This is a genomic window from Acidovorax sp. FG48, from assembly GCF_057809085.1.
Map to the genome: position 1 here is coordinate 88,056 of NZ_JBMDJH010000006.1, position 23,078 is coordinate 111,133.

The following is a 23,078-nucleotide window of genomic DNA, read 5'->3' on the forward strand; positions in this document are numbered from 1 at the left end:
GGTGCTCTGGTTATTTTTGAATAATCAATGATTCACGCGAAAGCGGATTTATTGCGATGAGCGATTGAAAGACGATATCAAGCTCATGCCCAACGGTTTTCCTTGATTATCTCGGATGGAGGTAATAATTTTGAATGCCGAAGCCTGAACCCGGTCGGGCAGGCGCACAAAATTATTTTCTTGTACCAAGGTGTCTCCATTGAGGAACGACCACAGAATGAACCGCAAGGCCTGGGCCGTCTGATCGGGGTTCTGCGTGACCTTGGGGAACACCACAAACGTGCCCATGGTGATGGGCCACACCGATTTGCCGGGCCGCTGCGTCAAGGTGCTGTTGAAAACCCCGGTGGCCGACCAATCGCTGTTGGCCAGTGCTGCCTTGAAAGCGTCGATGGAGGGTTTGACGTATATGCCGTCGGCATTTTTCATCTGCACGGTGGTCAGGCCGTATTCGGCCACGTAGCCGTGGTCCACATACCCGATGGCGCCCACCGTGTCGCGCACGCCCTTGGCCACTCCGTCGCTGCCTTTGAAGGCCAGCACCCCTGCAGGCCAGGCAATGCTGGTTTTGGCGCCGTAGGTTTTTTTCCATTGCGGGCTCACCTTGCCCAGGTAGTCCGCAAAGTTGTAGGTGGTGCCCGAGCCATCGGCGCGCACCACCACCTTGATCGGCAGGTCGGGCAGGGGCAGATCGGGGTTCAGCGCGGCGATGTCGGCTGCATTCCAGCGGGTGATTTCGCCCATGAAGATGCGGCTGAGCACCTCGCCCGTCAGGCGCAGCTGGGCGTTGGACACCTTGGGCAGGTTGACGATGGGGCTGATGCCGGTGATGGCCACGGGCAGCGCCAGCAGGCCATGCTCCAGCAGGTCTTTCTCGGCGGGGTACACGTCGGTCGCACCAAAGCCGACGGCTTGTTGCTGGATCTTTTTCATGCCTGCGCTGGACCCCACCGGGTCGTAGTTCACCGCGATGCCAGTCACCTTGGCATAAGCCTTGGCCCAGCTGCGGTAGATGGGGGCCGCCGCCGAAGAGCCTGCGCCCGTCACGGTCTGCGCGCCGGCCAGCCCCGCCTGCACAAGGGCCATGGTTGCCAGCAGAAGAAAGTAAATATATTTCATGTGTTTTATGTAATGGTTTTTATGAATAACGATATGCCACGCACTATTTCCGGTGCAATGAAAGTCGGCGCACTCTCATTGAGCGGGTAAGCCGCTTGCGGTGCCGATCCTAGCAAAATGACAGCGATTTGAAGCATTGGCCTCAGCGGTCAAGGTTTCTCGTTCCGTCATTAATCTGTCATTTGAAACAATTAGTATCTTTCGCATTCCGCCGGAAATTCGCCGTAGGCAACGGGTGGGCGTTCTCCAGCGGGCCACACGCGTTCTTTCCCACAAGGCGGCGACGCCTCGGCGGACCTTCACGAAAGATTCAGATGCTTCAAAAAATGAAAATTGGTACCCGGCTGGCGCTGGCGTTTGCCGTGCTGTTGTTGCTGATCTCAGCCCTGGCGGCGGGTGGCATCAGCGGGGCCAAGCGGTTGACGGAGCGCAGTGCAGCCCTGTACGGCGACCGCACCGTGCCGATGGGCGTGCTGGCCGAGATCAGCCACCTGACGCAGCGCAACCGTGTGCTGGTCATGGACATGCTGATGGACCCCGGCACCAGCAACCTGGAAGCCAGCCACGCGGCCCTGACCGCCAATGTCGAGCGCATCCAGACCCTGTGGAAGGACTACGCCGCCAAGCCCCTGGCGGCCGAGGAGCAGGCCCTGGCGCAGGCCTTTGCCGATGCCAATGCCACCTATCTGGACAAGGGCCTGATCCCGGCGTCGGCCGCGCTGGTGGCTGGCAAGTACGACGACGGTTCGGAGCTGTACATCACCCAGATCCGCCCCAACGCGCTCAAGGTGCAGGACGCCATCGAGCGCCTGGTGGCACTGCAGATCAACGTGGCCGCAGCAGAGTTTGCCGGGGCCCGCGCCATGAGCGACACCATCCACTGGTGGATGCTGGCCGCAACGGCCCTGGCACTGCTGGCGGGCGCGGCGATGGCCTGGGTCATCACCCGCTCCATCTCGCGCCCGCTGCGCCAGGCCGTGGTGCTGGCACGCACCGTGGCCGGGGGCGACCTGACGGCGCAGATTGAGGTGCGCGGCAATGACGAGACCGCCGAGCTGCTGGGGGCCCTGCGCGAGATGAACCACCAGCTGGTACGCGTGATCACCGAGGTGCGCGCCAGCACCGAGACCGTCGCGCACGAGGCCGTGGTGATGGCGGGCGGCACCGAAGACCTGGCACGCCGCACCGAGGTGCAGGCGTCCAATCTGCAGGAGACGGCCGCGTCGATGGAGCAGCTGACCATCACGGTGCAGCACAACACCGACAACGCCCAGCGTGCCACTGCGCTGGCGCAAGAGGCGAGCAGCGTGGCCAACGAAGGCGGCAGCGTGATGCGCGACGTGATCGCCACCATGCAGGAGATTAAGACCCAGTCGCAGAAGATCACGGACATCATCAAGGTGATCGACGACATCGCCTTCCAGACCAACCTGCTAGCGTTGAATGCAGCGGTGGAGGCGGCGCGCGCCGGTGAGCAGGGCCGGGGCTTTGCCGTGGTGGCGGGCGAGGTGCGGGGCCTGTCGCAACGCAGCAGCATGGCGGCCCGGGAGATTCGCGGCCTGATCTCGGCGAGCGTTCAGGGCGTGGAGCGCGGGTCCACGCTGGTGGGGCAGGCGGGCGAGCGTGTGGCCAACACCGTGCACCATGTGAACCAGGTGGTCTCGCTCATCACCGCCATCAAGGAGGCGGGGCAAGAGCAGGCCCGCGGCATTGCCCAGATCGGCGAGGCCGTGCGCCAGCTGGACGCGGCCACGCAACAGAACGCGGCACTGGTGGACGACAACTCGTCCGCCTCGACCGGCATGAAGAGCCAGGTCAAGCGCCTGCTGGAGGTGATTCACCAGTTCCGCCTGGCGCCCGATATGCCATTGTCGGCCGGGGATGCGCCCCTGCTCGCAGCCTCAGGCGTGCCTGCTGCGGCGGCCTTGGAGGGCCGAGGGGGCAGCCGGGCGCAACTGGCCCTTTCGGCCCGCTAGCCTGGCGGTGGCGAGGCTTCGGTGATCGCGTGGCTTGTGCCGTCAATGACAGAGACGTTGCCACCCACTCCGCCAGGCGCCGCGCCATGAACCGCACCGATGTATTGATCGCGATTGCCGAGGTGGCGCGCAGCGGTGGCGCGACCGCGCCCGAAGACGCCATTTCGCAGCTGGCGATGATCATTGATGATCTGGAGTTGTCCTGCAGCGGCTCGGAGCAGGTGATGGAGATGCTGCTGCGCATTGCCGCCTGCCTGTGGAGCCTGCAGCAGGAACGCATGCGCCTTTGAATACTGGCCTCGGGATTCGGCGCCGTCCTGATCCGTCGCCGCTCAAGACGACAGACGTGCTCACTCGCCCAGCGTTTCGAGCGAAGCCACCTGGTTGCGCCCCCGGTGCTTGGCCAGGTACAGCGCCTGGTCGGCGCGGTCGAGCATGTCACGCAGGCTCCGGTCGCTCTGGCGGAAGGTGCTCACACCCAGGCTGGTGGTCACGCGGTAGCTGTGGCCTGCATCGTCCGTCAGCTCCAGTGCGCGAATGCTGTGCAGCATGCGCGTGGCAACCTCCAGGCCCTCAGCCAATGTAGTCACCGGCAGCAGCACGCCAAACTCTTCGCCGCCCAGCCGGCCCACGGCATCGCTGGCGCGCAACTGGCCCTTGATGGCCTGTGCAAACGCCATCAGCGCGCGGTCGCCCTCCAGGTGGCCAAAACGGTCGTTGATGGTCTTGAAGTGGTCCAGGTCCAGCATCAGCAAGGTCAGGGGTTCGCCGTTGCTGCGTGAATGGGCGTAGGCCGACTCGGCACATTCCAGAAACGCGCGGCGGTTGGCAATGCCCGTCAGCATGTCGGTGGTGGCCAGGCGCTGCAGTTCGCGCTCCAGGTTCTTGCGCTGCGTCACGTCGCGGTAAATGCCCTCGACCCCCGCAAAATTGCCGGTATGGTCGTACAGCGCGTGGCTGCTGATGGAGATGTCGATCACCGTGCCATCGCGCCGCACCATCTGGCCCGGAAAGTCCGACACCTCGCCGTGCTCCATGATTGCGGCCTTGAACGCGTCGCGGTCTTTGCTCTGGGGGTAGTACGACTCGGCGGTGCGGCCTTCGATTTCATGCGGTTCGTAGCCGAGCACGCGGCGCACGCCAGGGCCTACATGCTGCACGATGCCCTGCGCGTCGGTGCGGTAGTACACGTCCTGCATGTTGTCGAACAGGCGCCGGAAGTTCTGCTCGCTCTCGCGCAGCTGGGCCTCGATCTCGCTCTGGTGCGTCATGTCCATGCCGCACATGAGCACGGCGGGCGCACCGTCCCATTCAATGGCCACGCTGCTGATCAGCACCATGCGCAGGTTACCCCGCTCGGTGCGGATGCGGAACTCGGACGACTTGTTGGGCCGTCCGGCCTGCTCGGGCACGGCCACCTGCTGGATGCGGTTGGTGGAGCGCACCTGATCCAACGGATGCACAAAGTCGCCGGACAGCCGCCCGATCAGGCTGTCGATGCTGGGCGCCTCCAGCAGCTCCATGCTGGCGGCGTTGGCAAAGCGGATGGCACCCTCTTGTGTGACAAGCACAGCCGCTGGCAACAGGTGCAGCAGGCGCAGGTCGTGGTTCATGGGCTGGTGGGTAACCAAAAGTAATGCACCATTGTGGCACCGGTAACAGGCGCCTTCAAAGATCATCTGTCGCAGGCAGTACTATCGCCCATGAGAAAAACTTTCCAACTCCACGTTGAAGGCAAGAACCGCGACCGCGTTCTGGATGCCGTCAAGCACGAAATCCGCAAATACATTAAGCGCGAACGGCGCCGCAACCTGCCCGAAGGTGCCGACTTCTGGGACTTTGACTGTCGGTTTGGCCGCACCAAAGAAGACGCCGCTGTGGCGCATCTGTCGGCCTTGACCGGCTTGATCAACGGCGTGGTGGCCGAGGGTGGCGCCCAGTTCTATGTGGAAATTCTGGCCAAACCCGCCAAGCGCACACCCCGGCTCTCAGGGCAGGCACCGCAGGGCGGGGCCGATGACTTGGGCGGGGACGAAGAAGACGTCGTGTGAGCCCGGGCCCTGGGTGTGTACCACCCGTGCCCACTCTGTATCCCTACACTGCAGGCCCCTTCAGGGGCCTTTTTTCTGGTCGGCTGGGGTTTGAGCGGCTTGCGCTGCGGCGGCCGCGCGCAGCTTGTCCTTTTTGCTGGGGCGCTTGCCCTTGATGCCACCGGTGCCTTGAGGATCTGCGGGGGATGCGAACTGGGGCGTTTCGGTCGGCTCAAAGCCTGCGATCTGCTCGCGCGGAATGGTGAGGTGCTGGCGCTTTTCGATCAGCCGGAAATGCGCCTCGGCATCGGCCGTCACAAAGCTCACGGCCATGCCGCTTTCGCCCGCCCGGCCGGTGCGGCCGATGCGGTGGACGTAGTCCACTGCAGAACGGGGCAGGTCGTAGTTCACCACGGCGGGCAGCTGTGCAATATCGATGCCGCGCGCGGCCAGGTCGGTGGTGACCACCACCTGCCAGCGCTCGTCCTTGAACTCCTGCAGCGCTTGGTTGCGCGCGCCCTGGCTCAGCCCGCCGTGGAACGGCGTGGCGTAGATGCCCGCCTTGTAGAGCTTTTCGGCCACATGCTCGGCCGCGTATTGCGTGGCCACAAACACCAGCACGCGCGACCAGTTGTGTTCCTTGACCAGATGGCGCAGCAGCTGGGTGCGGCGGCTCCCATCCACCGCAATGGCGCGTTGTTCGATGGCGGGCTCGTTGCCCGGGGTGTGAGGCACCTCTACCCGCACGGGGTTCTGCAGAAGGCCATCGGCCAGCGCCTGCACTGCAGCGGGAAAGGTGGCCGAGAAAAACAGGTTCTGCCGCCGGGCGGGCAACAGCGCCAGCACGCGCTGCAGTTCGTCGGCAAAGCCCAGGTCCAGCAGCCGGTCGGCTTCGTCCAGCACCAGGTGCGCCACGGCCGACAGGCGCAACGCGTTGTGGTCCACCAGGTCCAGCAGGCGCCCCGGGGTGGCCACCACAATGTCGGCACCACCGCGTAGGCCCAGCATCTGTGGGTTGATGGATACGCCGCCAAACACGATGGCGATCTTGAGCGGTTGCTGCAGGTGCTGCGCCAGGCTGCGCAGCACTTCGCCCACCTGCGCGGCCAGTTCACGCGTCGGTACCAGCACCAGGGCACGCACCCGGCGCGGCCCGCCGGTGGCGCTGAGCTGCAGCTGCTGCAGCAAGGGCAGTGCGAAGGCCGCCGTTTTGCCCGATCCCGTCTGCGCCGCACCCAGCAGGTCTACCCCTTGCAGGATGGCCGGAATGGCGCCTGCCTGAATGGGCGTGGGCGCCACAAAACCCGCCTGGGTGGCGGCGTGGACAAGGGCGGGGGAGAGACCGAGGGAAGCAAAAGGCATGGAAAGGCGCTGGAGAGGCGTTGAAGGGGGCACGCAACGTAGCGCAGACAAAGCAGTGATGGCCCGCATTGTCGCCGCAGTTGCCCGATGCGCTCTTCCTACAGGCCTGCAATGCCTGGCTTGTACCTGCCGGATCGCAGGGAATGCGAGTGCCCGTTCTCTGCGTTGGGCAACCGATAATCGGGCCGCTTCGTTTTTCGTTGACTGTTTTCCCGGACCCGAACCCCATGGCTTTGCCCCTAGATACCTCCGCCATCACCCACGGCATCCAGCTGGCGGTGGCGCCCGTGTTCTTGCTCACTGCGGTGTCCGGCATGATCGGTGCGGTGGCCGGCCGACTGGCCCGCATCATCGACCGGGCGCGTGTGGTGGAAGACCGCGCGCGCGTCAACACCGAACCCGAATTCCTGGCCCGTGCCTACAAAGAGCTGGGCGACTTGCGCTTGCGCGGGCGGCTGGCCAACGGCTGCATTGCGCTGCTGACGTTCTGTGCCTTCCTGATCGGCACGACCATCATCCTGCTGTTCCTGGGCGAAACCACGGACTTCCAGTCCAGCCGCCTCGCGGTGGGCGGGTTTCTGGCGGGCGTTGCCTGCTTTTTGCTGGCCCTGGTGTGTTTTCTGACCGAGACGCTGCTGGCCACGCGCCTGCTCGACTTTCACATGTTGCAGCAAGAAGTGGAGGGGAAGAAGCCATGAAGTCTTTCGCCGACCTGGGGGGCCTGGTGTATTCCACCGAGTCGGGCCGCATGTGCCCCGCCTGCCGCCAGCCGGTGGCGCAGTGCGTGTGCAAGCAGAACAAACCGCTGCCCACGGGCGACGGCATCGTGCGCGTATCGCGCGAGACCAAAGGGCGCGGCGGCAAGGCGGTCACCTTGGTCAAGGGCGTGTTGGTGGACGAGGCCACGCTGGAGCAGCTGGGCAAGCAGCTCAAGACCGCGTGTGGCAGCGGCGGCACGGTGAAGGACGGCGTGATCGAGGTGCAGGGAGACCATGTGGAGCGGGTGATGGCCGCGCTGCAGAAGCTGGGCCACAAGGTCAAGCGCGCGGGCGGCTGAGCGGGGCAGGGCAATGGACGCAGAGAAACTGCAGCGCCTGGTCTCCACCGAGATGCCGTACGGCAAGCACAAAGGCACACTGCTGGCCGACCTGCCGGGCAACTACCTCAACTGGTTTGCGCGCGAAGGGTTCCCCAAGGGCGAGCTGGGCCAGTTGCTGGCACTGATGCACGAGATCGATCACAACGGGCTGTCGGACCTGCTGCGACCCTTGCGCGGGCGCTGAGAGGCCTGCACCATCGCAAAAACTGGGGCGTTCCTTTGGTTGCTGGCGACCATAATGCACGTCGTCAGACCAACAACCATACCGAGGGAATGCACATGAAGGGCAATATCGCTGCGATCGTTCTGGTCGTACTGGGCGTGTTTTTTCTGCTGACCAACCTGGGACTGATCAGCATCAGCCTGCGCGAGCTGCTGCGCGTGTGGTGGCCGGTGGCGCTGATTGCGGTGGGCGTAGCGCTGTTCTTCACGCCGGGCAACAAGAGCAAATAATCCGGGGAGGGCGCGGACCCTGCTGGCGCGCGAGGTGCCAGTCCTCAGCCCTGCTGGGCCCCTTCGCTGCCGTGGGGGTGGGCGCCGTGCCCGCCATGCTCCTCGCGGCGCTGCACAAAACCAGGGTCGTTGCCAAAGTAGCCCCGGAACAGGTTGCGTGCAATCCCATGGGCCGCCACCTGCAAGTCGCGCGCCACCTCGGGTGCAAACAGGCGGCTGGTGTGTTGTTGCCACAGCCCCACCCAGGCCGCAAAGTGGGCAGGGGTGACGCCCTCCAGCGCCATGTGTTTGCCGAAGACATCGCCCTTGAAGCTGCGGGTGCCCAGCGCGACGGTGCTCCAGAAGTCCACCAGCCGCTGCAGGTGGGCGTCCCACTGGCCGTGCAGGGCCTTTTCAAACACCGGGCCCAAGAGCGGGTCGCGCCGCACGTCCCCGTAGAAGCCGTGCACCAGCTGCGTGATGCTCTCCACGCTGGGGGGGAGCTGGCTGGCGGGATGTGTGCGGAGGGCTTCGTCGGTCATGGCGGCAGTGTGCCCGCTCACTGGCAACCGCAGGCTGACGTGGCACAAGCTTGCGCCGGAGCAGCGTTGGCTTCGAACCGCGGAAACAGCACGTTGTTTTCCAGGTGGATGTGGTTGATGAGGTCGTCGCCCAGCTGGGCAATGCCTGCGTAGAGCGCGCGCCAGGTGTTGCATGCGCCTTGGGGGGGCGTGGCGTCATTCGTCAGCGCGTTGAGCTTGTCCAGCGCTTCGCCATGGTCCACGTGTTCGGCGCGCATCATGCCGATGGGCTGGCCCACAAAGGGGTTGCCGCCGTTCTTGAGCATCGGGAACAGCACCTGTTCTTCCTTGAGCATGTGCGACAGCAGCTCGTCGTGCATGGCCTCCAGGTGGTCGGCCAGGCCGACCGGTACCTGCGGGTGGTCGCGGTGCACGGCTTCCACGCGGCGGGCCATGCGAATCAGCTCGGGCAATTGCTGGCGGTGCACCTCGTGGTAGCGCGCCAGGATGTGGTCGATGAGCGCACTGGGCGACGCCGCCTCGGGCACGGCGTCGCTGCGCTGCAGGGCCGCCAGCTCGGCCAGCACGGCGTCGGCGTCCAGCCCCTTGTCGGCAGCCGCCTTGGCCAGACTCACTTGGCCGCCGCAGCAAAAGTCCAACTTGAGGCGCCGAAACACCGCCGTGGCGCCCGGCAACTGCACGGCGATCTGGCCGATCTGCTGCTCGGCGCTCAGTGCCAGCGGGGTGGTGGGGGCTGTGGCGTGCAGGGTGTCGATGCGGGCGTTCATGGTGGTCCTTTAAAGATTCATATCGTGTGAATATTTTAGCGAATAAAATTCAGGCTGTATGCATCTTTTTGATTGATCTGCGGCAAACCCATGCGACTGACCCAATGGACCGACTACACGCTGCGCGTGCTGATGTACTGCGCTGCCACCGAGGGGCGGGCGCAGCCCGTCACCATCACGGAGGTGGCCGAGGGCTACGGCATCTCGCGCAGCCACCTGATGAAGATCGTGCAGCAGCTGTCGGCCCAGGGCCTGCTGGAGACGACGCGCGGGCGGGGTGGTGGCATGCGGCTGATGGTGCCGGCCTCGTCCATCCACATTGGCGCAGTGGTGCGTGCCACCGAGACGGACTTCAACCTGGTGGAGTGTTTTGACCCCGCCTCCAACCAGTGCCGCCTGAGCAGCCACTGTCGGCTGAAAGGGGTGCTGGGCCAGGCCATGCAGGCCTATCTGGCGGTGCTGGATGGCGTGACGCTGGCGGACCTGGTGGCGCCCACGTCACCGCAGGGTGTGGCGCTGCAGGCCACGGTGGCGGCCCCGCGCGCAGGCAGTGCCCGCCGCAAGACCGCGTTGGTGCCCGGATTGCCCGATGCACCTGGTTTTGAATAAAAACGGCGTGATGCGCTAGTGCTACATGCCTGGATAGCTATCAAATTAATAGTATCTCGTTGCGCCCTTTAGGTATTGAGGCGCCACGCTGCTCAGCGCAGCACTTCGAGCAGGCGGTCCAGCCCGCCCTGGTTGATGGCCACCTTGGCCTGTGCACGCACGGCGGGCTTGGCGTGGTAGGCCACGGACAGGCCGGCAACGCCCATCATGGGCAGGTCGTTGGCGCCATCGCCCACGACAATCGCCTGCTGCGGCGAAATGCCCATCAGCGAGGCCACTTCCAGCAGCGTGCGGCGCTTTTCTGCGCCATCGCAGATGTCGCCCCAGGCCTGGTCCACCATGCGGCCCGTCAGCTGGCCGTCTTGCACTTCCAGCATGTTGGAGCGCGCAAAGTCGATACCCAGCCCGGCCTTCACGCGGTCGGCAAAGAAGGTGAAGCCGCCCGAGACCAGCAGCGTGGTCAGGCCTGCGGCCTTGGCGGCGGTGATCAGCTCTTTGGCGCCGGAGTTGAAGCGCAGGCGCTCGGTGAACACCTGCTCCATGTGCTGCACCGTCACGCCCTTGAGCAGCGCCACACGCTGGCGCAGGCTCTCCTTGTAGTCGGTGATCACGCCCTGCATGGCTGCCTCGGTGATGGCGGCCACCTCGGCCTTGCGGCCGGCGGCATCGGCGATTTCGTCCACGCACTCGATGTTGATGAGGGTGGAGTCCATGTCAAAAGCGATGAGCTTGTAGGCAGACAGGGACAGCGGAGGCTCGATGCCCTGGATGACGAGGCCAGGGGCGAATTCGGTTGCGTGGGTCATGGCAGAAAATAGGGGAACAAATGCGGGGTAAGAACCCGCAATGGTATCCCTGGCGGGCTTCTGCTCCCGCCTTGCCCGCCGTGCTTCGCGCGCAGGTTCTCGTCAGATCCCTTACCTCAGCGCGGATGCGGCAGGTTCTGGCTGCCGCCTTTCAGCGCCTTGGCGGCCGGATTGGGCTGGGGCGGCTCGTTCATCTTGACCAGGAACATGCGCACAAAAAATGCAGCCATGCAGATCATGAACCCGATGCCGATGATGCTCATCAGGCCGTAGTCGGTAGAAAACAGATCGTTCAGCAGCTTCATGGAGACCCTCCTCGTTGTGGTGGTGTTCACCACTATCCGGCGGTCCCTGCGGCGGCTGCTTGTGCTGTGTCAAAGACTGCGGCGTGTGGGCCAGATGCAGGTCAAACCATGGCGGGATAGCGGCCGGTGCCTTCGGGCCAAGGCGTGAGCACCTCGAACCCGTCGGCCGTCACGGCCACCATGTGTTCCCACTGGGCAGAGAGCGAGCGGTCGCGGGTGACTACGGTCCAGCCGTCGGCCAGCTCCTGCGTGTCGCGCTTGCCGGCGTTGATCATGGGCTCGATGGTGAAGACCATGCCTTCCTCCAGCCGCAGGCCCTGGCCGCGCTGCCCGTAGTGCAGCACCTGGGGCTCGTCGTGGTAGATCTGCCCGATGCCGTGGCCGCAGTATTCGCGCACCACGCTGAACCGCTCGCGGTGGGCCACGCTCTGTATGGCATGGCCCACATCGCCCAGCGTGGCGCCGGGACGCACCTGGGCAATGCCCGCGCACATGGCTTCGTAGGTGGTGTCCACCAGTCGGCGCGCCAGCGGGCTGGGCTCGCCCACAAAGTACATGCGGCTGGTGTCACCAAACCAGCCGTCCTTGATGATGGCCACGTCGATGTTGATGATGTCGCCCGACTTGAGCACTTGGCCGGGCGACGGAATGCCGTGGCAGATCACGTGGTTGACCGAGGTACACACCGTTTTGGGATATCCCAGGTAGCCCACGTTGGCGGGGGTGACCTGCAGTTCGTTCACGATGTAGTCGTGGCAGAGCCGGTCCAGCGCCTCGGTGCTGACGCCGGGCTGCACGTGTGGCGTGATCATGTGCAGCACGCGGGCGGCCAGGTGGCCGGCCTCACGCGCCTGGGCGATTTCGGCGGGGGAGCGCAGGGTGACGCGGGACGACTTCATTGAACGCGCCGCCCGCTGTGGCCCGGCTTGGCGGCCACAGAGGCCGCCACCGTGTCCAGATCGAAGCCTCCGGCCTGCTCGGCGCGGATCAGCAACTGGCAGATGTCGCTGTGATCGAGGTTGGGATGCAGTTCGGCCAGCATGCCGATGCGCATCCAGTGCTCTGCCTGTGCGTTGATGGAGCGAGACAGGGCGTTGCTGGCAACGCGCAGGTTCTCGTGCATTTGGTCTGAAATTTTGACAATACCCATGCAGTGAATTGTATTCGAAACATATATGTTTCGTATCGCTGCGTGTCTGCAGTCCTTGTGGTGTGCGTTGGCAACGCTGCGCTACTGCGGCGGCCGCTTCAGATAGAGCTGGTCCGACCAGGTGGCCAGCCACTCGGGCTTGAAGGCCACAAAGATGGCCGCGAGCATGCCCGTCACAAACCCGTCGCCCCAGGCCATGAGCCAGCGGGCCACCAGCGACAGCTCGTTGCCCACTCCGGGCAACAGGTGCCCGGTCCATTGCGAGAGCACACCGGCGGCAAACACGCAGGCCACGGTGCCTAAAAACGCCCGGCCCAGCACGTACACAAACGGCTGGGTGCCCACCCAGCGCCGCAGCAGCGCGCCCAGCGCCAGGGCCAGCGTGGCGGGCACCACCCCCAGCCAGATGGCGGCGCTCAGCGCATCGGCCCAATCGAGTGCGGGTGAAAGCAGACCTGCAATGGCACCCACCGCCAGCAGCACGGGGATGGCCAGCGGCCAGCCCAGCATCAGCACCACCAGGCACGCACCCGACCACTGCAGTTGCAGCGGCATGGCGTGCAGCGTGGGCAGTGCCCACAGCCAGGGCAGAAACACCAGTGTGGCCAGCAACGGCGTCCACAGCGGAGACGCCGCACCGTGGGATTCATGCACCAGCGGCTTGCGGCTGGCCAGCAGGCGCCAGGGCCGCGTGGCCAGGGCGGCCGTCAGCGTCACCAGCGCGAGAAGAGACTCCAGCCACATTGTTTGTTTCTCTTTTGATAGCTGTCAGCGCATGATTCACTATCGCTTGCAGCCTCTTTGGCTTTTAGAGCCTGTTTACGATCTCCCAGGGGGCGCGCAGCGGTCTTTGCGGGGTGGGATGCAAGGCGCGGTGCGCAGTGGATAGCCCAGCTATCCACAAGCGCCGCAACGCCGCAGACCGCCCGCAAAGGCCACTGCCCGAAGGGTTGGAGCGAAATCGGGTGATTGGACGCCCCAGCTGCTTGCATGGGCATGGGCCCATGCTGCGCATCCGACGCCTCCACTTATCCCGATTGCGCGCCAACGCGATCCCCTGCGAGATCGTAAACAGGCTCTTGTAACGCTATGCAGCCACCACGGGTTGCCCCAGGCTGCGCAGAATATCCCGCACCATCTGTGCACGGTCCTTGGGCTCTTTCAACTCGCGCTCGATGCGCAGCTTCTCGTTGCCCGCCAGCTTGATGTGCTTGTTCTTCTGGATCAGCTCGATGATGCGCATCGGGTCAATCGGCGGCTGGGGCTTGAAGGTGATGTTGATGACGCCAGGCGCGGCGTCCACCTTCACCACGCCGTAAGGCTGGCTCAGCACGCGCAGGCGGTGCACGTCGATCAGCGTCTGCGCCTGGGGCGGCAGTTTGCCAAAGCGGTCCACGATCTCCTCGAGCAGGCCGTCGATCTGGTCGGGCGTCTTGGCCGTGGCCAGCTTCTTGTAGAACGACAGGCGCAGGTGCACGTCGCCGCAGTAGTCGTCGGGCAGCAGGGCGGGGGCGTGCAGGTTGATGTCGGTGGTGACCGACAGGGGCGAGAGCAGGTCCGGCTCCTTGCCGGCTTTGAGCGCCTTGACGGCCTCGTTCAGCATCTCGTTGTACAGCTGAAAGCCCACTTCGAGCATGTTGCCGCTCTGGTTCTCGCCCAGCACCTCGCCCGCACCACGGATCTCCAGGTCGTGCATGGCCAGGTAGAAGCCGCTGCCCAGTTCTTCCATCTGCTGGATGGCTTCGAGCCGCTGCTGCGCCTGCTTGGTCAGGCCTTCCACGTCGGGCACCATCAGGTAGGCATACGCTTGGTGGTGGCTGCGGCCCACGCGCCCGCGCAGCTGGTGCAGCTGTGCGAGGCCGAACTTGTCGGCGCGGCTCATGATGATGGTGTTGGCCGTGGGCACGTCGATGCCGGTTTCGATGATGGTCGAGCACAGCAGGATGTTGAAGCGCTGGGCCACGAAGTCGCGCATCACGCGCTCCAGCTCGCGCTCGGGCATCTGGCCGTGGGCCACGGCGATGCGCGCCTCGGGCAAGATTTCTTCGAGCTTCTGGCGGCGGTTTTCGATCGTCTCCACCTCGTTGTGCAGGAAGTAGACCTGCCCGCCGCGCTTCAATTCGCGCAGCACGGCCTCGCGGATCACGCCCGTGCCCTCGTTGCGCACAAAGGTCTTGATCGCCAGGCGCCGCTGCGGCGCGGTGGCGATGACCGAGAGGTCGCGCAGGCCTTCGAGCGCCATGCCCAGCGTGCGCGGGATGGGCGTGGCCGTGAGGGTGAGCACATCCACCTCGGCACGCAGGGCCTTCATCTGCTCCTTGTGGCGCACGCCAAAGCGGTGCTCCTCGTCGATGATCAAGAGGCCCAGGTTGTGGAACTTGGTGGATTCCGACAGCAACTTGTGCGTGCCCACCACAATGTCCACCGTGCCGTCGCCGATGCCCTTGATGGCGGCGGTGATCTCCTTGCCCGAGCGAAAGCGCGAGACCTCCGCCACCTTCACCGGCCATTTGCTGAAGCGGTCCACCAGCGTCTGGTAGTGCTGCTCGGCCAGCAGCGTGGTGGGCGCCAAAAAGGCCACCTGCTTGCCGCCCGTCACCGCCACGAAGGCCGCGCGCAGGGCGACCTCGGTCTTGCCAAAGCCCACGTCGCCGCAGACCAGGCGGTCCATGGGGCGGGGACTGATCATGTCCTGGATGACGGCGTGGATGGCGGCGTTCTGGTCGGCTGTTTCTTCGAAGCCGAAGTCGTTGGCAAAGGTCTCGTAGTCCTGCGGGCTGTAGCGGAAGGCATGGCCTTCGCGCGCCGCGCGGCGGGCGTAGATGTTGAGCAGCTCGGCCGCGCTGTCGCGCACCTGCTCGGCCGCCTTGCGCTTGGCCTTTTCCCACTGGCCGCTACCGAGCTTGTGCAGCGGCGCCTCGTCGGCGCTCACGCCGGTGTAGCGGCTGATGAGCTGCAGCTGGCTCACGGGCACGTACAGCACGGCCTTGTCGGCGTATTCGAGGTGCAAGAACTCCTGCATGGCGGGCGTGCCGTCGGGGTTCTTGTTGCCCACGTCCATGTTGATCAGGCCCCGGTAGCGGCCAATGCCGTGCTGGCTGTGCACCACGGGGTCACCCAGGGTCAGCTCGGCCAAGTCCTTGATCAGTGCCTCGACGTCGCTCACCTGCTCTTGCTTCTTGCGGCGGCGCGTGGTGGGGCCTGCGGCAAACAGCTCGGTCTCGGTGACGAAGTCGATGCCGTCTTCGATCCAGCTAAAGCCCACGGTGAGCCCGGCGGTGGCGATGCCCACCTTTTCGTCGGCGGTGCCCTGGAACTCGGCCAGCGAGTCGAAGGCCGGAGGGTTCACCCCGCTGGCACGCAGAAAGTCGAGCAGGCTCTCGCGCCGGCCATCGCTCTCGGCCAGCAGCAGCACGCGGTGCTGCGTGTTGCGGATGTGGGCATGCAGGCGTGCTAGTGGGTCCTCGGCGCCGCGCACCACCGACAGGTCGCCCAGCTTCTGGAAGTGCGGGTTGTCATCCACATCCTCCACACCGGGGCGGATGGACAGCTGGGCATGCTCCTTGGCGCGGGTGTAGAACTGGTCGGCCGACAGGAACAGCGCCTCGGGCGGCAGTACCGGGCGCTCGGGGTCACCCTGCACCAGGCGGAAGCGGTCCTTGGTGTCCTGCCAGAAGCGCTGGAAGGCCGGTTCCAGGTCGCCGTGCAGCACCACGGTGGCTTCACCACCCAGGTAGTCGAACACGGTGGCCGTATCGTCAAAGAACAGCGGCAGGTAGTACTCGATGCCCGCCGTGGCGACGCCCGCGCCCATGTCCTTGTAGATGCGGCTCTTGGTCGGGTCGCCCTCCAGCATTTCGCGCCAGCGGCTTCTGAACTTGGCCCGCGCGTCGTCGTCCATGGGGAATTCGCGGCCGGGCAGCAGGCGCACCTCGGGCACGGGGTACAGGCTGCGCTGGCTGTCGGGGTCGAAGGTGCGGATGCTGTCGATCTCGTCGTCGAACAAGTCCACGCGGAAGGGCACCAGCGAGCCCATAGGGAACAGGTCGATCAGCCCGCCACGCACGGCGTATTCGCCGGGGCTCACGACTTGGGACACATGCGAGTAACCCGCCAGCGTGAGCTGGGCCTTGAACTTCGCCTCGTCGAGCTTTTGTTTGACCTTGAAGTGGAAGGTATAGCCCGCCAGGAAGGACGGCGGGGCAAGGCGGTACAGCGCCGTGGTGGCTGGCACCAGCACCACATCGGCCTCACCTTGCGAGATGCGCCACAGCGTAGCCAGCCGTTCGCTGATCAGGTCCTGGTGCGGGCTGAAGGTGTCGTAGGGCAGCGTTTCCCAGTCGGGGAACAGCGCGCAGCGCAGACCGGGCGCAAAAAAGGCCATCTCGTCGATGAGCCGCTGCCCGTCGGTGGCGTCGGACGTGACGATGGCGGTGGTGCGGCCGGCGGCCTTGTCGCGCTCGGCCAGGCGGGCCAGCAGCAGGGAGTCGGCGCTGCCCACGGGGCGGGGCAGGGCAAAGCGTTTTCCGGGGGAGAGTTTGGGGAGTTCCATGCGGACGGTGTCGTCAGTGGGCCCGCCGCATCCCCAGAGGCGCGAAACACGCACGGGCTGGATCGGGGGCAACGGGAGATTTTAGAATGAGCGCTCCATGACTGCTCCCCTGCTGCACCCTTCGCTCACCCCCTTGTCGGCCCAAGGGCGTTTTTGGGCGCTGGTGCCCTGTGCCGGGGTTGGGTCGCGGGCTGTGCCGGCAGGTGCAGGCAGCCCCCCTCCAGCACAGCCCGTGCAGGCATCGACCGTGGCGGCGTTTTCGCCCGGCGCAGCGCTGTCTGCCAGCGCTCCTGCGGCGGCGGGCCCGCTGCCCAAGCAATACCACCTGGTGGCAGGCCACCCGATGGTGCTGCACACACTGGCCGCCTTTGCCGGTGTCGGGCGCCTGCTGGGCACGCTGGTGGCTGTGGCACCGGGGGATCGCTTTCTGGATGCCCATGCCCACCCCGCATTTTTTGTGGTCGAGTGTGGTGGCCCCACGCGCGCCGACACGGTGCTGGGTGGCCTCAAGGCGTTGCTGGAGCGTGGTGCGCAGCCTGGCGACTGGGTCCTGGTGCATGACGCTGCGCGCTGCCTGGTGACCTCGGAGCAGATCGATGCGCTCATCGACCAGTGCGCTGGCGACAGTGTGGGCGGGCTGCTGGCGCACAAGCTGGCCGACACGCTCAAGACCTCTATCGACGGCCCGGGCGGCGTGCGCGTGGCTTCTACTGTGGACCGCAGCGACAAGTGGCTGGCGCAGACGCCCCAGATGTTCCGCATCGGCCCGCTGATGGAGGCGATTGACAAGGTGGGCTCCAACGTGACAGATGAAGCCAGCGCCATGGAGGCCATGGGCTTTCACCCCCGGCTGGTGCCCGGCGGGGCACAGAATTTCAAGGTCACTTACCCGGATGATTTCGCGCTGGCGGCTGCCGTGCTGGCCCAGCGGGCGCACAGCACCACGCTGGAGCGTTTTGGCGGCGAGCGGGGGCAGGTGAACATGGCCCCCGGCAAGAAGAATCTTTTTTAAGCCCATCGCACAAGGGCTGCTGGCATCACCGGTCTGCTGCCAACGTTGCGCGGCTTGGGAGTCTGACGGACTGCACCGGCGACCCAACACTCAAACACTCACAAAGACGAAGGCAAGCAGATGAATTTCAGGATTGGAGAAGGTTGGGATGTGCATGCCTTAGTGCCCGGCCGCCGGTTGGTGATTGGCGGAGTGGAGATTGCCCACCCCACAGGCCTGCTGGGCCACTCGGACGCCGACGTGCTGCTGCACGCCATCACCGATGCACTACTGGGCGCAGTGGCCCTGGGGGATATTGGCAGCCATTTTCCTGATACCGATGCTGCATTCCGTGGCGCGGACTCGGGCGTGTTGCTGGCCGAGGCGGCACGGCGGGTGCGCGCTGCGGGCTTTGAGATCGGCAACATCGACAGCACGGTCGTCGCCCAGGCCCCGCGCCTGGCGGCGCACATCCCCGGCATGCGGGCCGCCATCGCCCGGGCGGTGGGTGTGGCGGAGGGCCAGGTCAATGTGAAGGCCAAGACGGCCGAGCGCCTGGGCCCGGTGGGGCAGGGTTTGGCCATGGAGGCACGGGCCATCGCGCTGGTGTACCGGGCATAACCCAGCCTTTTGCCACGGGGCCTGCAGCGCTCAGCTGCTGCCGCGCTCCACGATGGAAAAGCCGATGTCCATCACGGGCTGGGCGACTGCTTTGCCTTCGGCCCGGTCGGCAATCCATCCGGCAGCCGTCTGCCCCATGCGCTTGCCGTCAATGCGCACCGTGGAAAGGGCCGGAGTGACCGTTTCGGCAAAGTCGATGTCGCCAAATCCCACCACCGCGAGTTGCTGTGGTACCAAGATGCCGTGTGCCCTGGCTTCGGTCAGCACGCCCAGGGCCAGCATGTCCGAGCTGCAGAACACGGCGTCGATGTCGGGAACGTCGGCCAACAGGGCAGCCAGCCCGGCACGGCCATCTGCGTGGGTGGTGGGCGATTTGCCCAGTCGAACGGCGGGCGGGCGCAGACCCAGGCGCGCGGCGGCGGCGGCAAAGCCCTGAGCGCGCCGCGCGGCACGCTCATCGCCACCGCTCAGTAGCGCCAGCCGTCGCCGTCCCCTGGCGAACAGGTGCTCGCACACGGCGGCGCCGAGCGCTTCATGGCGCAGGCCGACGAGCATGTCGATGGGGGTGTCGGTGAAGTCCCAGGTTTCAACCACCGGAATGCCCGAGGCCATCAGCAAGCGCCGTCCTTCGGGCGAATGCATGACCCCCGTGAGCACGATCCCGTCAGGCCGCCGGCCCACGATGGCGCGCAGCAGCGCGTCTTCTCTGGAGCGCGCATAGCCCACCTGGCCCACCATGACCTGAAAGCCACGCAGTTCCAGAGCATCGGTGAGGGCCTGCACCATTTCACCGAACAGTGGTCCCGTGAGCGTGGGCACCAGGGCCGTCACCACATGGCTGCGCGCCGAGCGCAACCCGCCTGCTACCAGGTTGGGCACGTAGCCCAGGGCCGACACGGCTTCCTGAACCCGTTCTCTTGTCCGTTCAGACACCTGCTGCGGCGTGTTGATGGCGCGAGACACGGTAATCATCGACACGCCCGCCCGTTCGGCCACCTCGCGCAGCGTGACCGCCGAGCGGTCGCGACCGGAGGGCGGGGCGGGGCGGGCCGGATCAGGAGCTTGCATGGGGGTGGAGTCTAAGCGCGTGTGACTTGAGGCCGACAGCGTCTGCGCCCCCGTGTAGCGGCACGTCTAAAAAATTCGAAGAAATAAGGGTTTTTACTGTGTTGTCTGATGATGTTAACGTTAACATTATCGTAATTCGCAAGAATTTACAGTTATCGAGTCAAATTTTTGCGACTTGTATGACCTGTTGAGACGCTGCAACCAACGCCCGCTATTCACCATGACCCCTCAAGAACTCAAAACCATCATGGGCTCCGGCCTGCTCTCGTTCCCCATCACTGACTTCGACGAGCAGGGCAACTTCCGCCCCAAGACCTACATCGAGCGCCTGGAGTGGCTCGCCCCCTATGGCGCCAGTGCCCTGTTTGCCGCCGGTGGCACGGGTGAATACTTCTCTCTCTCGGGCCCCGAGTACAGCGATGTGATCAAGACGGCGGTGGAGACCTGCCGGGGTAAGGTGCCCATCATTGCCGGCGCCGGTGGCCCCACCCGCACGGCCATTGCCCATGCGCAGGAGGCTGAGCGGCTGGGTGCCCACGGCATCCTGCTGCTGCCGCATTACCTGACCGAAGCCGGGCAGGAAGGTCTGATCGCCCATGTGGAGCAGGTGTGCAAGAGCGTGAAGTTCGGTGTGATCGTCTACAACCGTGACCGCACCAAGCTCACGGCCGAGTCCCTGGCCATCCTGGCCGAGCGTTGTCCGAACCTGGTGGGGTTCAAGGATGGTGTGGGCAATATCGAGACCATGTCGTCCATCTACATGAAACTGGGGGACCGTTTCTCGTACCTGGGCGGCCTGCCCACGGCCGAGGTGTATGCAGCGGCCTACAAGGCGCTGGGCACGCCGGTGTATTCGTCGGCCGTCTTCAACTTCATCCCCAAGACGGCGATGGAGTTCTACCAAGCGGTGGCGAGTGACGACACGGCCACGCAGCACCGGCTGCTCAAGTCGTTCTTCATGCCGTATCTCGCCATCCGCAACCGGGTGGAGGGTTATGGGGTGTCCATCATCAAGGCGGGGGCGCGCATCGTGGGCCATGACGGTGGGCCGGTGCGGGCACCGCTGGTGGACTTGAAACCCAGCGAGATGGAAGAGCTCAAGGCGCTGATTGACAAGTTGGGGCCGCAATGAGGGCGGCCTGTTGATTCATTCCTTTCCCCGTCCACACCCAAGGCCCCGCAGAGGGTCTGCCATCACCACTTTCGGAGACATCCTCATGTTGATTGCCAAGAAACTGTTGCTCGTTGCTGCCGCTAGCGGCCTTGCGTTTGCCGCGTCCGCTCAGACCAGTGCGCCCGCCGCCACCTGGCCCGATAAGCCCGTGACCATCGTCGTGCCGTTCCCGGCCGGCGGCTCCACCGACATGGTGGCCCGCGCCATGGCCCAACACATGGGCGACAAGCTGGGCCAGAACTTCGTGGTGGACAACCGCCCCGGTGCCACGGGCACGCTGGGGGCGGGGATGGTCAGGCGCGCACCGGCCGATGGCTACACGCTGCTGGTGTCGTCGCTGGGCGCCTTTGTCGTGGCTCCGCACCTGCTGAAGACCGTGCCGTACGACGCCCTCAAGGACTTTGACTACATCACCGTGCCGGTACAGGCGCCCAACGTGCTGGTGGCCGCCCCCGGCCAGAAGGCGCGCACCGTGAAGGAGGTGATCGCCCAGCTCAAGGCCAACCCGGGCAAGGTGAGTTTTGCCAGCTCGGGCAACGGCTCGTCGGACCATCTCTCGGCCGAGGTGTTCTGGCAGCAGACCGGCACGGAAGGCCTGCACATCCCCTACAAGGGCGGCGCGCCGGCCATCAACGACCTGCTGGGCGGACAGGTGGAGTTCTCGTTCCAGAACGTGAACGCCGTGCTGCAGCACATTCGCGCGGGCAAGCTGCATGCGATTGCTGTAACGGGTGACAAGCGCAGCCCCGTGCTGCCCGATGTACCCATCTTGGCTGAGGCCGGCGTGACTGGTGCCGAGGTGTATTCGTGGCAGGGCATGGCCGCGCCCAAGGGCCTGCCCCCTGCGATCAAGAAGAAGCTGTCGGACGCCGCCATCGCTGCCATCAACGACCCCGCCGTGAAGAAGCGCATGCTGGACCAGGGCCTGGAGATTGTGGCGAGCACGCCCGAAGCCTTCACCGCCTACCAGGCGCGCGAATTCGCCCGTTGGAAGACCGTGATCGAGACCCGAAAAATCACCGCTGATTGAGCTCTGCCACGAGGCGCCGGGGTGCGCCTCATCTTCGTTTTCTGACCACCATGACCAACTCTTCCCATCCTTCTGCCACCAGCACCCCCGTCATCACCGAGCTGCGCGTGGTGCCCGTGGCGGGCCACGACAGCATGCTCATGAACCTGAGCGGCGCGCACGGCCCGTTCTTCACGCGCAACCTGCTCATCCTGCGCGACAGCGCGGGCAACACCGGGGTGGGCGAGGTACCTGGCGGCGAGAAGATCCGCCAGACCATCGAGGATGCGCGACCGCTCATCGTGGGCCAGCCCATCGGCCACCACAATGCCGTGCTCAACGCCATGCGCGCACAGTTTGCCGACCGCGACGCGGGCGGGCGCGGCCTGCAGACCTTTGACCTGCGCATCACCATCCATGCCGTGACGGCGGTGGAGTCGGCGTTTCTCGATCTGTTAGGCCAGCACCTGAACGTGCCCGTGGCCGCGCTGCTGGGCGAAGGGGTGCAGCGCACCTCGGTGCAAATGCTGGGTTATCTGTTCTACGTGGGCGACCGCGAAAAGACCGACCTGGCCTACCGCACCGAGCCCGGTGCCGATAACGACTGGTTCCGCCTGCGCAACGAAAAGGCTATGACGGCCGAGGGCATCGTGCGCCTGGCCGAGGCTGCATACCAGCGCTATGGCTTTGCCGACTTCAAGCTCAAGGGCGGTGTGCTGCGCGGCGAGGAGGAGGTCGAGGCCATCCGCGCGCTGCACGAGCGCTTTCCTGAAGCGCGCGTGACGCTGGACCCCAACGGCGGCTGGCTGCTGAAGGATGCCATCCGCCTCACGCGCGACCTGCATGGCGTGATGGCGTATGCCGAAGACCCTTGCGGCGCCGAAGGCGTGTTCTCGGGCCGCGAGGTGATGGCCGAGTTCCGCCGTGCGACCGGACTGCCGACTGCAACGAACATGGTGGCCACCGACTGGCGCGAAATGGCGCACAGCCTGGCGCTGCAGTCGGTGGACATTCCGCTGGCCGACCCGCACTTCTGGACCATGGCCGGCTCGGTGCGCGTGGCGCAGATGTGCCAGGCCTTTGGACTGACCTGGGGCTCGCATTCCAACAACCACTTCGATGTCTCGCTGGCCATGTTCACCCATGTGGGCGCTGCCGCGCCGGGGCGCGTCACGGCCATCGACACGCACTGGATCTGGCAGGACGGTGAGCGACTGACCCAGCAGCCGTTTCAGATCAAGAATGGTTTCATCGACCTGCCCGAGAAGCCTGGTCTGGGTGTGGAGCTGGATATGGACGAAGTGGAGCGCGCCCACCGCCTGTACCTGCAGCATGGCCTGGGCGCACGCGACGATGCCATCGCCATGCAGTACCTGATCCCTGGCTGGAAGTTCAACAACAAGTCGCCTTGTATGGTGCGCTGAGGTGGGTGAAAAACACAAAGCCCTCCAATGGAGGGCTTTGTT

General features: G+C 65.3%; 25 protein-coding genes. 13 read left to right on the top strand and 12 right to left on the bottom strand.

Features of this window, described 5'->3' with window-relative positions; genetic code table 11:
• Positions 1 to 48 precede the first annotated feature (48 nt).
• Positions 49 to 1,119, bottom strand: coding sequence for a phosphate ABC transporter substrate-binding protein PstS (gene pstS / locus ACODSU_RS10830; RefSeq protein WP_488842274.1), 1,071 nt, complete (start codon positions 1,117 to 1,119; stop codon positions 49 to 51).
• 326 nt (positions 1,120 to 1,445) lie between these two features.
• On the opposite strand from pstS, the gene ACODSU_RS10835 reads away from it, so the two are divergent.
• Entirely contained in the window at positions 1,446 to 3,095 is a 1,650-nt protein-coding gene (locus ACODSU_RS10835) for a methyl-accepting chemotaxis protein (RefSeq protein WP_488842276.1), read from the top strand.
• Between the two features lie 86 nt (positions 3,096 to 3,181).
• Complete coding sequence (locus ACODSU_RS10840; RefSeq protein WP_488842278.1) at positions 3,182 to 3,385, top strand: hypothetical protein; 204 nt, start codon at positions 3,182 to 3,184, stop codon at positions 3,383 to 3,385.
• Positions 3,386 to 3,445: 60 nt separating this feature from the next.
• On the opposite strand, the gene ACODSU_RS10845 is transcribed toward ACODSU_RS10840, so the two are convergent.
• Positions 3,446 to 4,708, bottom strand: coding sequence for a sensor domain-containing diguanylate cyclase (locus tag ACODSU_RS10845; protein ID WP_488842279.1), 1,263 nt, complete (start codon positions 4,706 to 4,708; stop codon positions 3,446 to 3,448).
• Between the two features lie 90 nt (positions 4,709 to 4,798).
• Between ACODSU_RS10845 and ACODSU_RS10850 the strand changes: the two genes are divergently transcribed.
• On the top strand, positions 4,799 to 5,146 hold the full coding sequence (locus ACODSU_RS10850; RefSeq protein WP_488842280.1) for a DUF6172 family protein: 348 nt from the start codon (positions 4,799 to 4,801) through the stop codon (positions 5,144 to 5,146).
• Between the two features lie 60 nt (positions 5,147 to 5,206).
• On the opposite strand, the gene ACODSU_RS10855 is transcribed toward ACODSU_RS10850, so the two are convergent.
• The gene (locus ACODSU_RS10855) at positions 5,207 to 6,487 is read right to left on the bottom strand and encodes a DEAD/DEAH box helicase (RefSeq protein WP_488842281.1); all 1,281 of its coding nucleotides are present in this window, start codon (positions 6,485 to 6,487) and stop codon (positions 5,207 to 5,209) included.
• Positions 6,488 to 6,714: 227 nt separating this feature from the next.
• Between ACODSU_RS10855 and ACODSU_RS10860 the strand changes: the two genes are divergently transcribed.
• The 4 genes from ACODSU_RS10860 to ACODSU_RS10875 all read left to right on the top strand — a co-directional run bounded on the left by ACODSU_RS10860 (position 6,715) and on the right by ACODSU_RS10875 (position 8,039).
• Positions 6,715 to 7,185, top strand: a complete 471-nt coding sequence (locus ACODSU_RS10860) for a DUF2721 domain-containing protein (RefSeq protein WP_015014759.1) — start codon at positions 6,715 to 6,717, stop codon at positions 7,183 to 7,185.
• Positions 7,182 to 7,544, top strand: coding sequence for a translation initiation factor Sui1 (locus ACODSU_RS10865; RefSeq protein ID WP_110961156.1), 363 nt, complete (start codon positions 7,182 to 7,184; stop codon positions 7,542 to 7,544). Before ACODSU_RS10860 ends, ACODSU_RS10865 begins: the two co-directional genes overlap by 4 nt.
• A gap of 13 nt (positions 7,545 to 7,557) precedes the next feature.
• Complete coding sequence (locus ACODSU_RS10870) at positions 7,558 to 7,770, top strand: DUF3820 family protein (RefSeq protein ID WP_488842284.1); 213 nt, start codon at positions 7,558 to 7,560, stop codon at positions 7,768 to 7,770.
• Between the two features lie 95 nt (positions 7,771 to 7,865).
• Positions 7,866 to 8,039, top strand: coding sequence for a LiaI-LiaF-like domain-containing protein (locus ACODSU_RS10875; RefSeq protein WP_015014756.1), 174 nt, complete (start codon positions 7,866 to 7,868; stop codon positions 8,037 to 8,039).
• A 44-nt stretch (positions 8,040 to 8,083) separates the two neighbouring features.
• Here the strand turns inward: ACODSU_RS10875 and ACODSU_RS10880 are convergent, their stop codons facing one another.
• Positions 8,084 to 8,560 carry a group III truncated hemoglobin gene (locus ACODSU_RS10880; protein ID WP_488842287.1) on the bottom strand — a complete coding sequence of 159 codons (477 nt, stop codon included), beginning with the start codon at positions 8,558 to 8,560 and terminating at the stop codon, positions 8,084 to 8,086.
• 17 nt (positions 8,561 to 8,577) lie between these two features.
• Positions 8,578 to 9,327 carry an iron-sulfur cluster repair protein YtfE gene (ytfE, locus tag ACODSU_RS10885; protein ID WP_488842289.1) on the bottom strand — a complete coding sequence of 250 codons (750 nt, stop codon included), beginning with the start codon at positions 9,325 to 9,327 and terminating at the stop codon, positions 8,578 to 8,580.
• Between the two features lie 90 nt (positions 9,328 to 9,417).
• Here ytfE and ACODSU_RS10890 point away from each other — a divergent pair, with 90 nt between their 5' ends.
• Complete coding sequence (locus ACODSU_RS10890; protein ID WP_488842291.1) at positions 9,418 to 9,936, top strand: RrF2 family transcriptional regulator; 519 nt, start codon at positions 9,418 to 9,420, stop codon at positions 9,934 to 9,936.
• Positions 9,937 to 10,028: 92 nt separating this feature from the next.
• Here ACODSU_RS10890 and serB read toward each other — a convergent pair whose 3' ends face one another.
• The 6 genes from serB to mfd form a co-directional block, all read right to left on the bottom strand.
• Entirely contained in the window at positions 10,029 to 10,742 is a 714-nt protein-coding gene (serB, locus tag ACODSU_RS10895) for a phosphoserine phosphatase SerB (protein ID WP_488842293.1), read from the bottom strand.
• Positions 10,743 to 10,858: 116 nt separating this feature from the next.
• Positions 10,859 to 11,047, bottom strand: coding sequence for a DUF3149 domain-containing protein (locus tag ACODSU_RS10900; protein WP_015014751.1), 189 nt, complete (start codon positions 11,045 to 11,047; stop codon positions 10,859 to 10,861).
• A gap of 101 nt (positions 11,048 to 11,148) precedes the next feature.
• On the bottom strand, positions 11,149 to 11,946 hold the full coding sequence (gene map, locus ACODSU_RS10905) for a type I methionyl aminopeptidase (protein WP_015014750.1): 798 nt from the start codon (positions 11,944 to 11,946) through the stop codon (positions 11,149 to 11,151).
• Positions 11,943 to 12,197, bottom strand: coding sequence for a ParD-like family protein (locus ACODSU_RS10910; RefSeq protein ID WP_015014749.1), 255 nt, complete (start codon positions 12,195 to 12,197; stop codon positions 11,943 to 11,945). The genes map and ACODSU_RS10910 overlap by 4 nt, the downstream gene beginning before the upstream one ends.
• 81 nt (positions 12,198 to 12,278) lie before the next feature.
• On the bottom strand, positions 12,279 to 12,941 hold the full coding sequence (locus ACODSU_RS10915) for a hypothetical protein (protein WP_488842296.1): 663 nt from the start codon (positions 12,939 to 12,941) through the stop codon (positions 12,279 to 12,281).
• Between the two features lie 343 nt (positions 12,942 to 13,284).
• Positions 13,285 to 16,749: a transcription-repair coupling factor gene (gene mfd, locus ACODSU_RS10920; protein WP_488842298.1), complete on the bottom strand. Its 3,465-nt coding sequence runs from the start codon at positions 16,747 to 16,749 to the stop codon at positions 13,285 to 13,287.
• Positions 16,750 to 16,846: 97 nt separating this feature from the next.
• Between mfd and ACODSU_RS10925 the strand changes: the two genes are divergently transcribed.
• Together ACODSU_RS10925 and ispF are read left to right on the top strand one after the other, a co-directional pair.
• Positions 16,847 to 17,761 carry an IspD/TarI family cytidylyltransferase gene (locus ACODSU_RS10925; RefSeq protein WP_488842300.1) on the top strand — a complete coding sequence of 305 codons (915 nt, stop codon included), beginning with the start codon at positions 16,847 to 16,849 and terminating at the stop codon, positions 17,759 to 17,761.
• 120 nt (positions 17,762 to 17,881) lie between these two features.
• Positions 17,882 to 18,361: a 2-C-methyl-D-erythritol 2,4-cyclodiphosphate synthase gene (gene ispF / locus ACODSU_RS10930; protein WP_488842302.1), complete on the top strand. Its 480-nt coding sequence runs from the start codon at positions 17,882 to 17,884 to the stop codon at positions 18,359 to 18,361.
• Positions 18,362 to 18,391: 30 nt separating this feature from the next.
• Here ispF and ACODSU_RS10935 read toward each other — a convergent pair whose 3' ends face one another.
• On the bottom strand, positions 18,392 to 19,429 hold the full coding sequence (locus tag ACODSU_RS10935) for a LacI family DNA-binding transcriptional regulator (RefSeq protein ID WP_488842304.1): 1,038 nt from the start codon (positions 19,427 to 19,429) through the stop codon (positions 18,392 to 18,394).
• A 220-nt stretch (positions 19,430 to 19,649) separates the two neighbouring features.
• Between ACODSU_RS10935 and kdgD the strand changes: the two genes are divergently transcribed.
• The 3 genes from kdgD to gudD all read left to right on the top strand — a co-directional run bounded on the left by kdgD (position 19,650) and on the right by gudD (position 23,036).
• Positions 19,650 to 20,561, top strand: coding sequence for a 5-dehydro-4-deoxyglucarate dehydratase (kdgD, locus tag ACODSU_RS10940; protein ID WP_488842306.1), 912 nt, complete (start codon positions 19,650 to 19,652; stop codon positions 20,559 to 20,561).
• A gap of 85 nt (positions 20,562 to 20,646) precedes the next feature.
• Complete coding sequence (locus ACODSU_RS10945; protein WP_488842308.1) at positions 20,647 to 21,633, top strand: Bug family tripartite tricarboxylate transporter substrate binding protein; 987 nt, start codon at positions 20,647 to 20,649, stop codon at positions 21,631 to 21,633.
• A 50-nt stretch (positions 21,634 to 21,683) separates the two neighbouring features.
• A complete protein-coding gene (gene gudD / locus ACODSU_RS10950) occupies positions 21,684 to 23,036 on the top strand; it encodes a glucarate dehydratase (RefSeq protein WP_488842310.1) in 1,353 nt (450 codons plus the stop codon).
• The last annotated feature ends 42 nt before the right edge of the window (positions 23,037 to 23,078 follow it).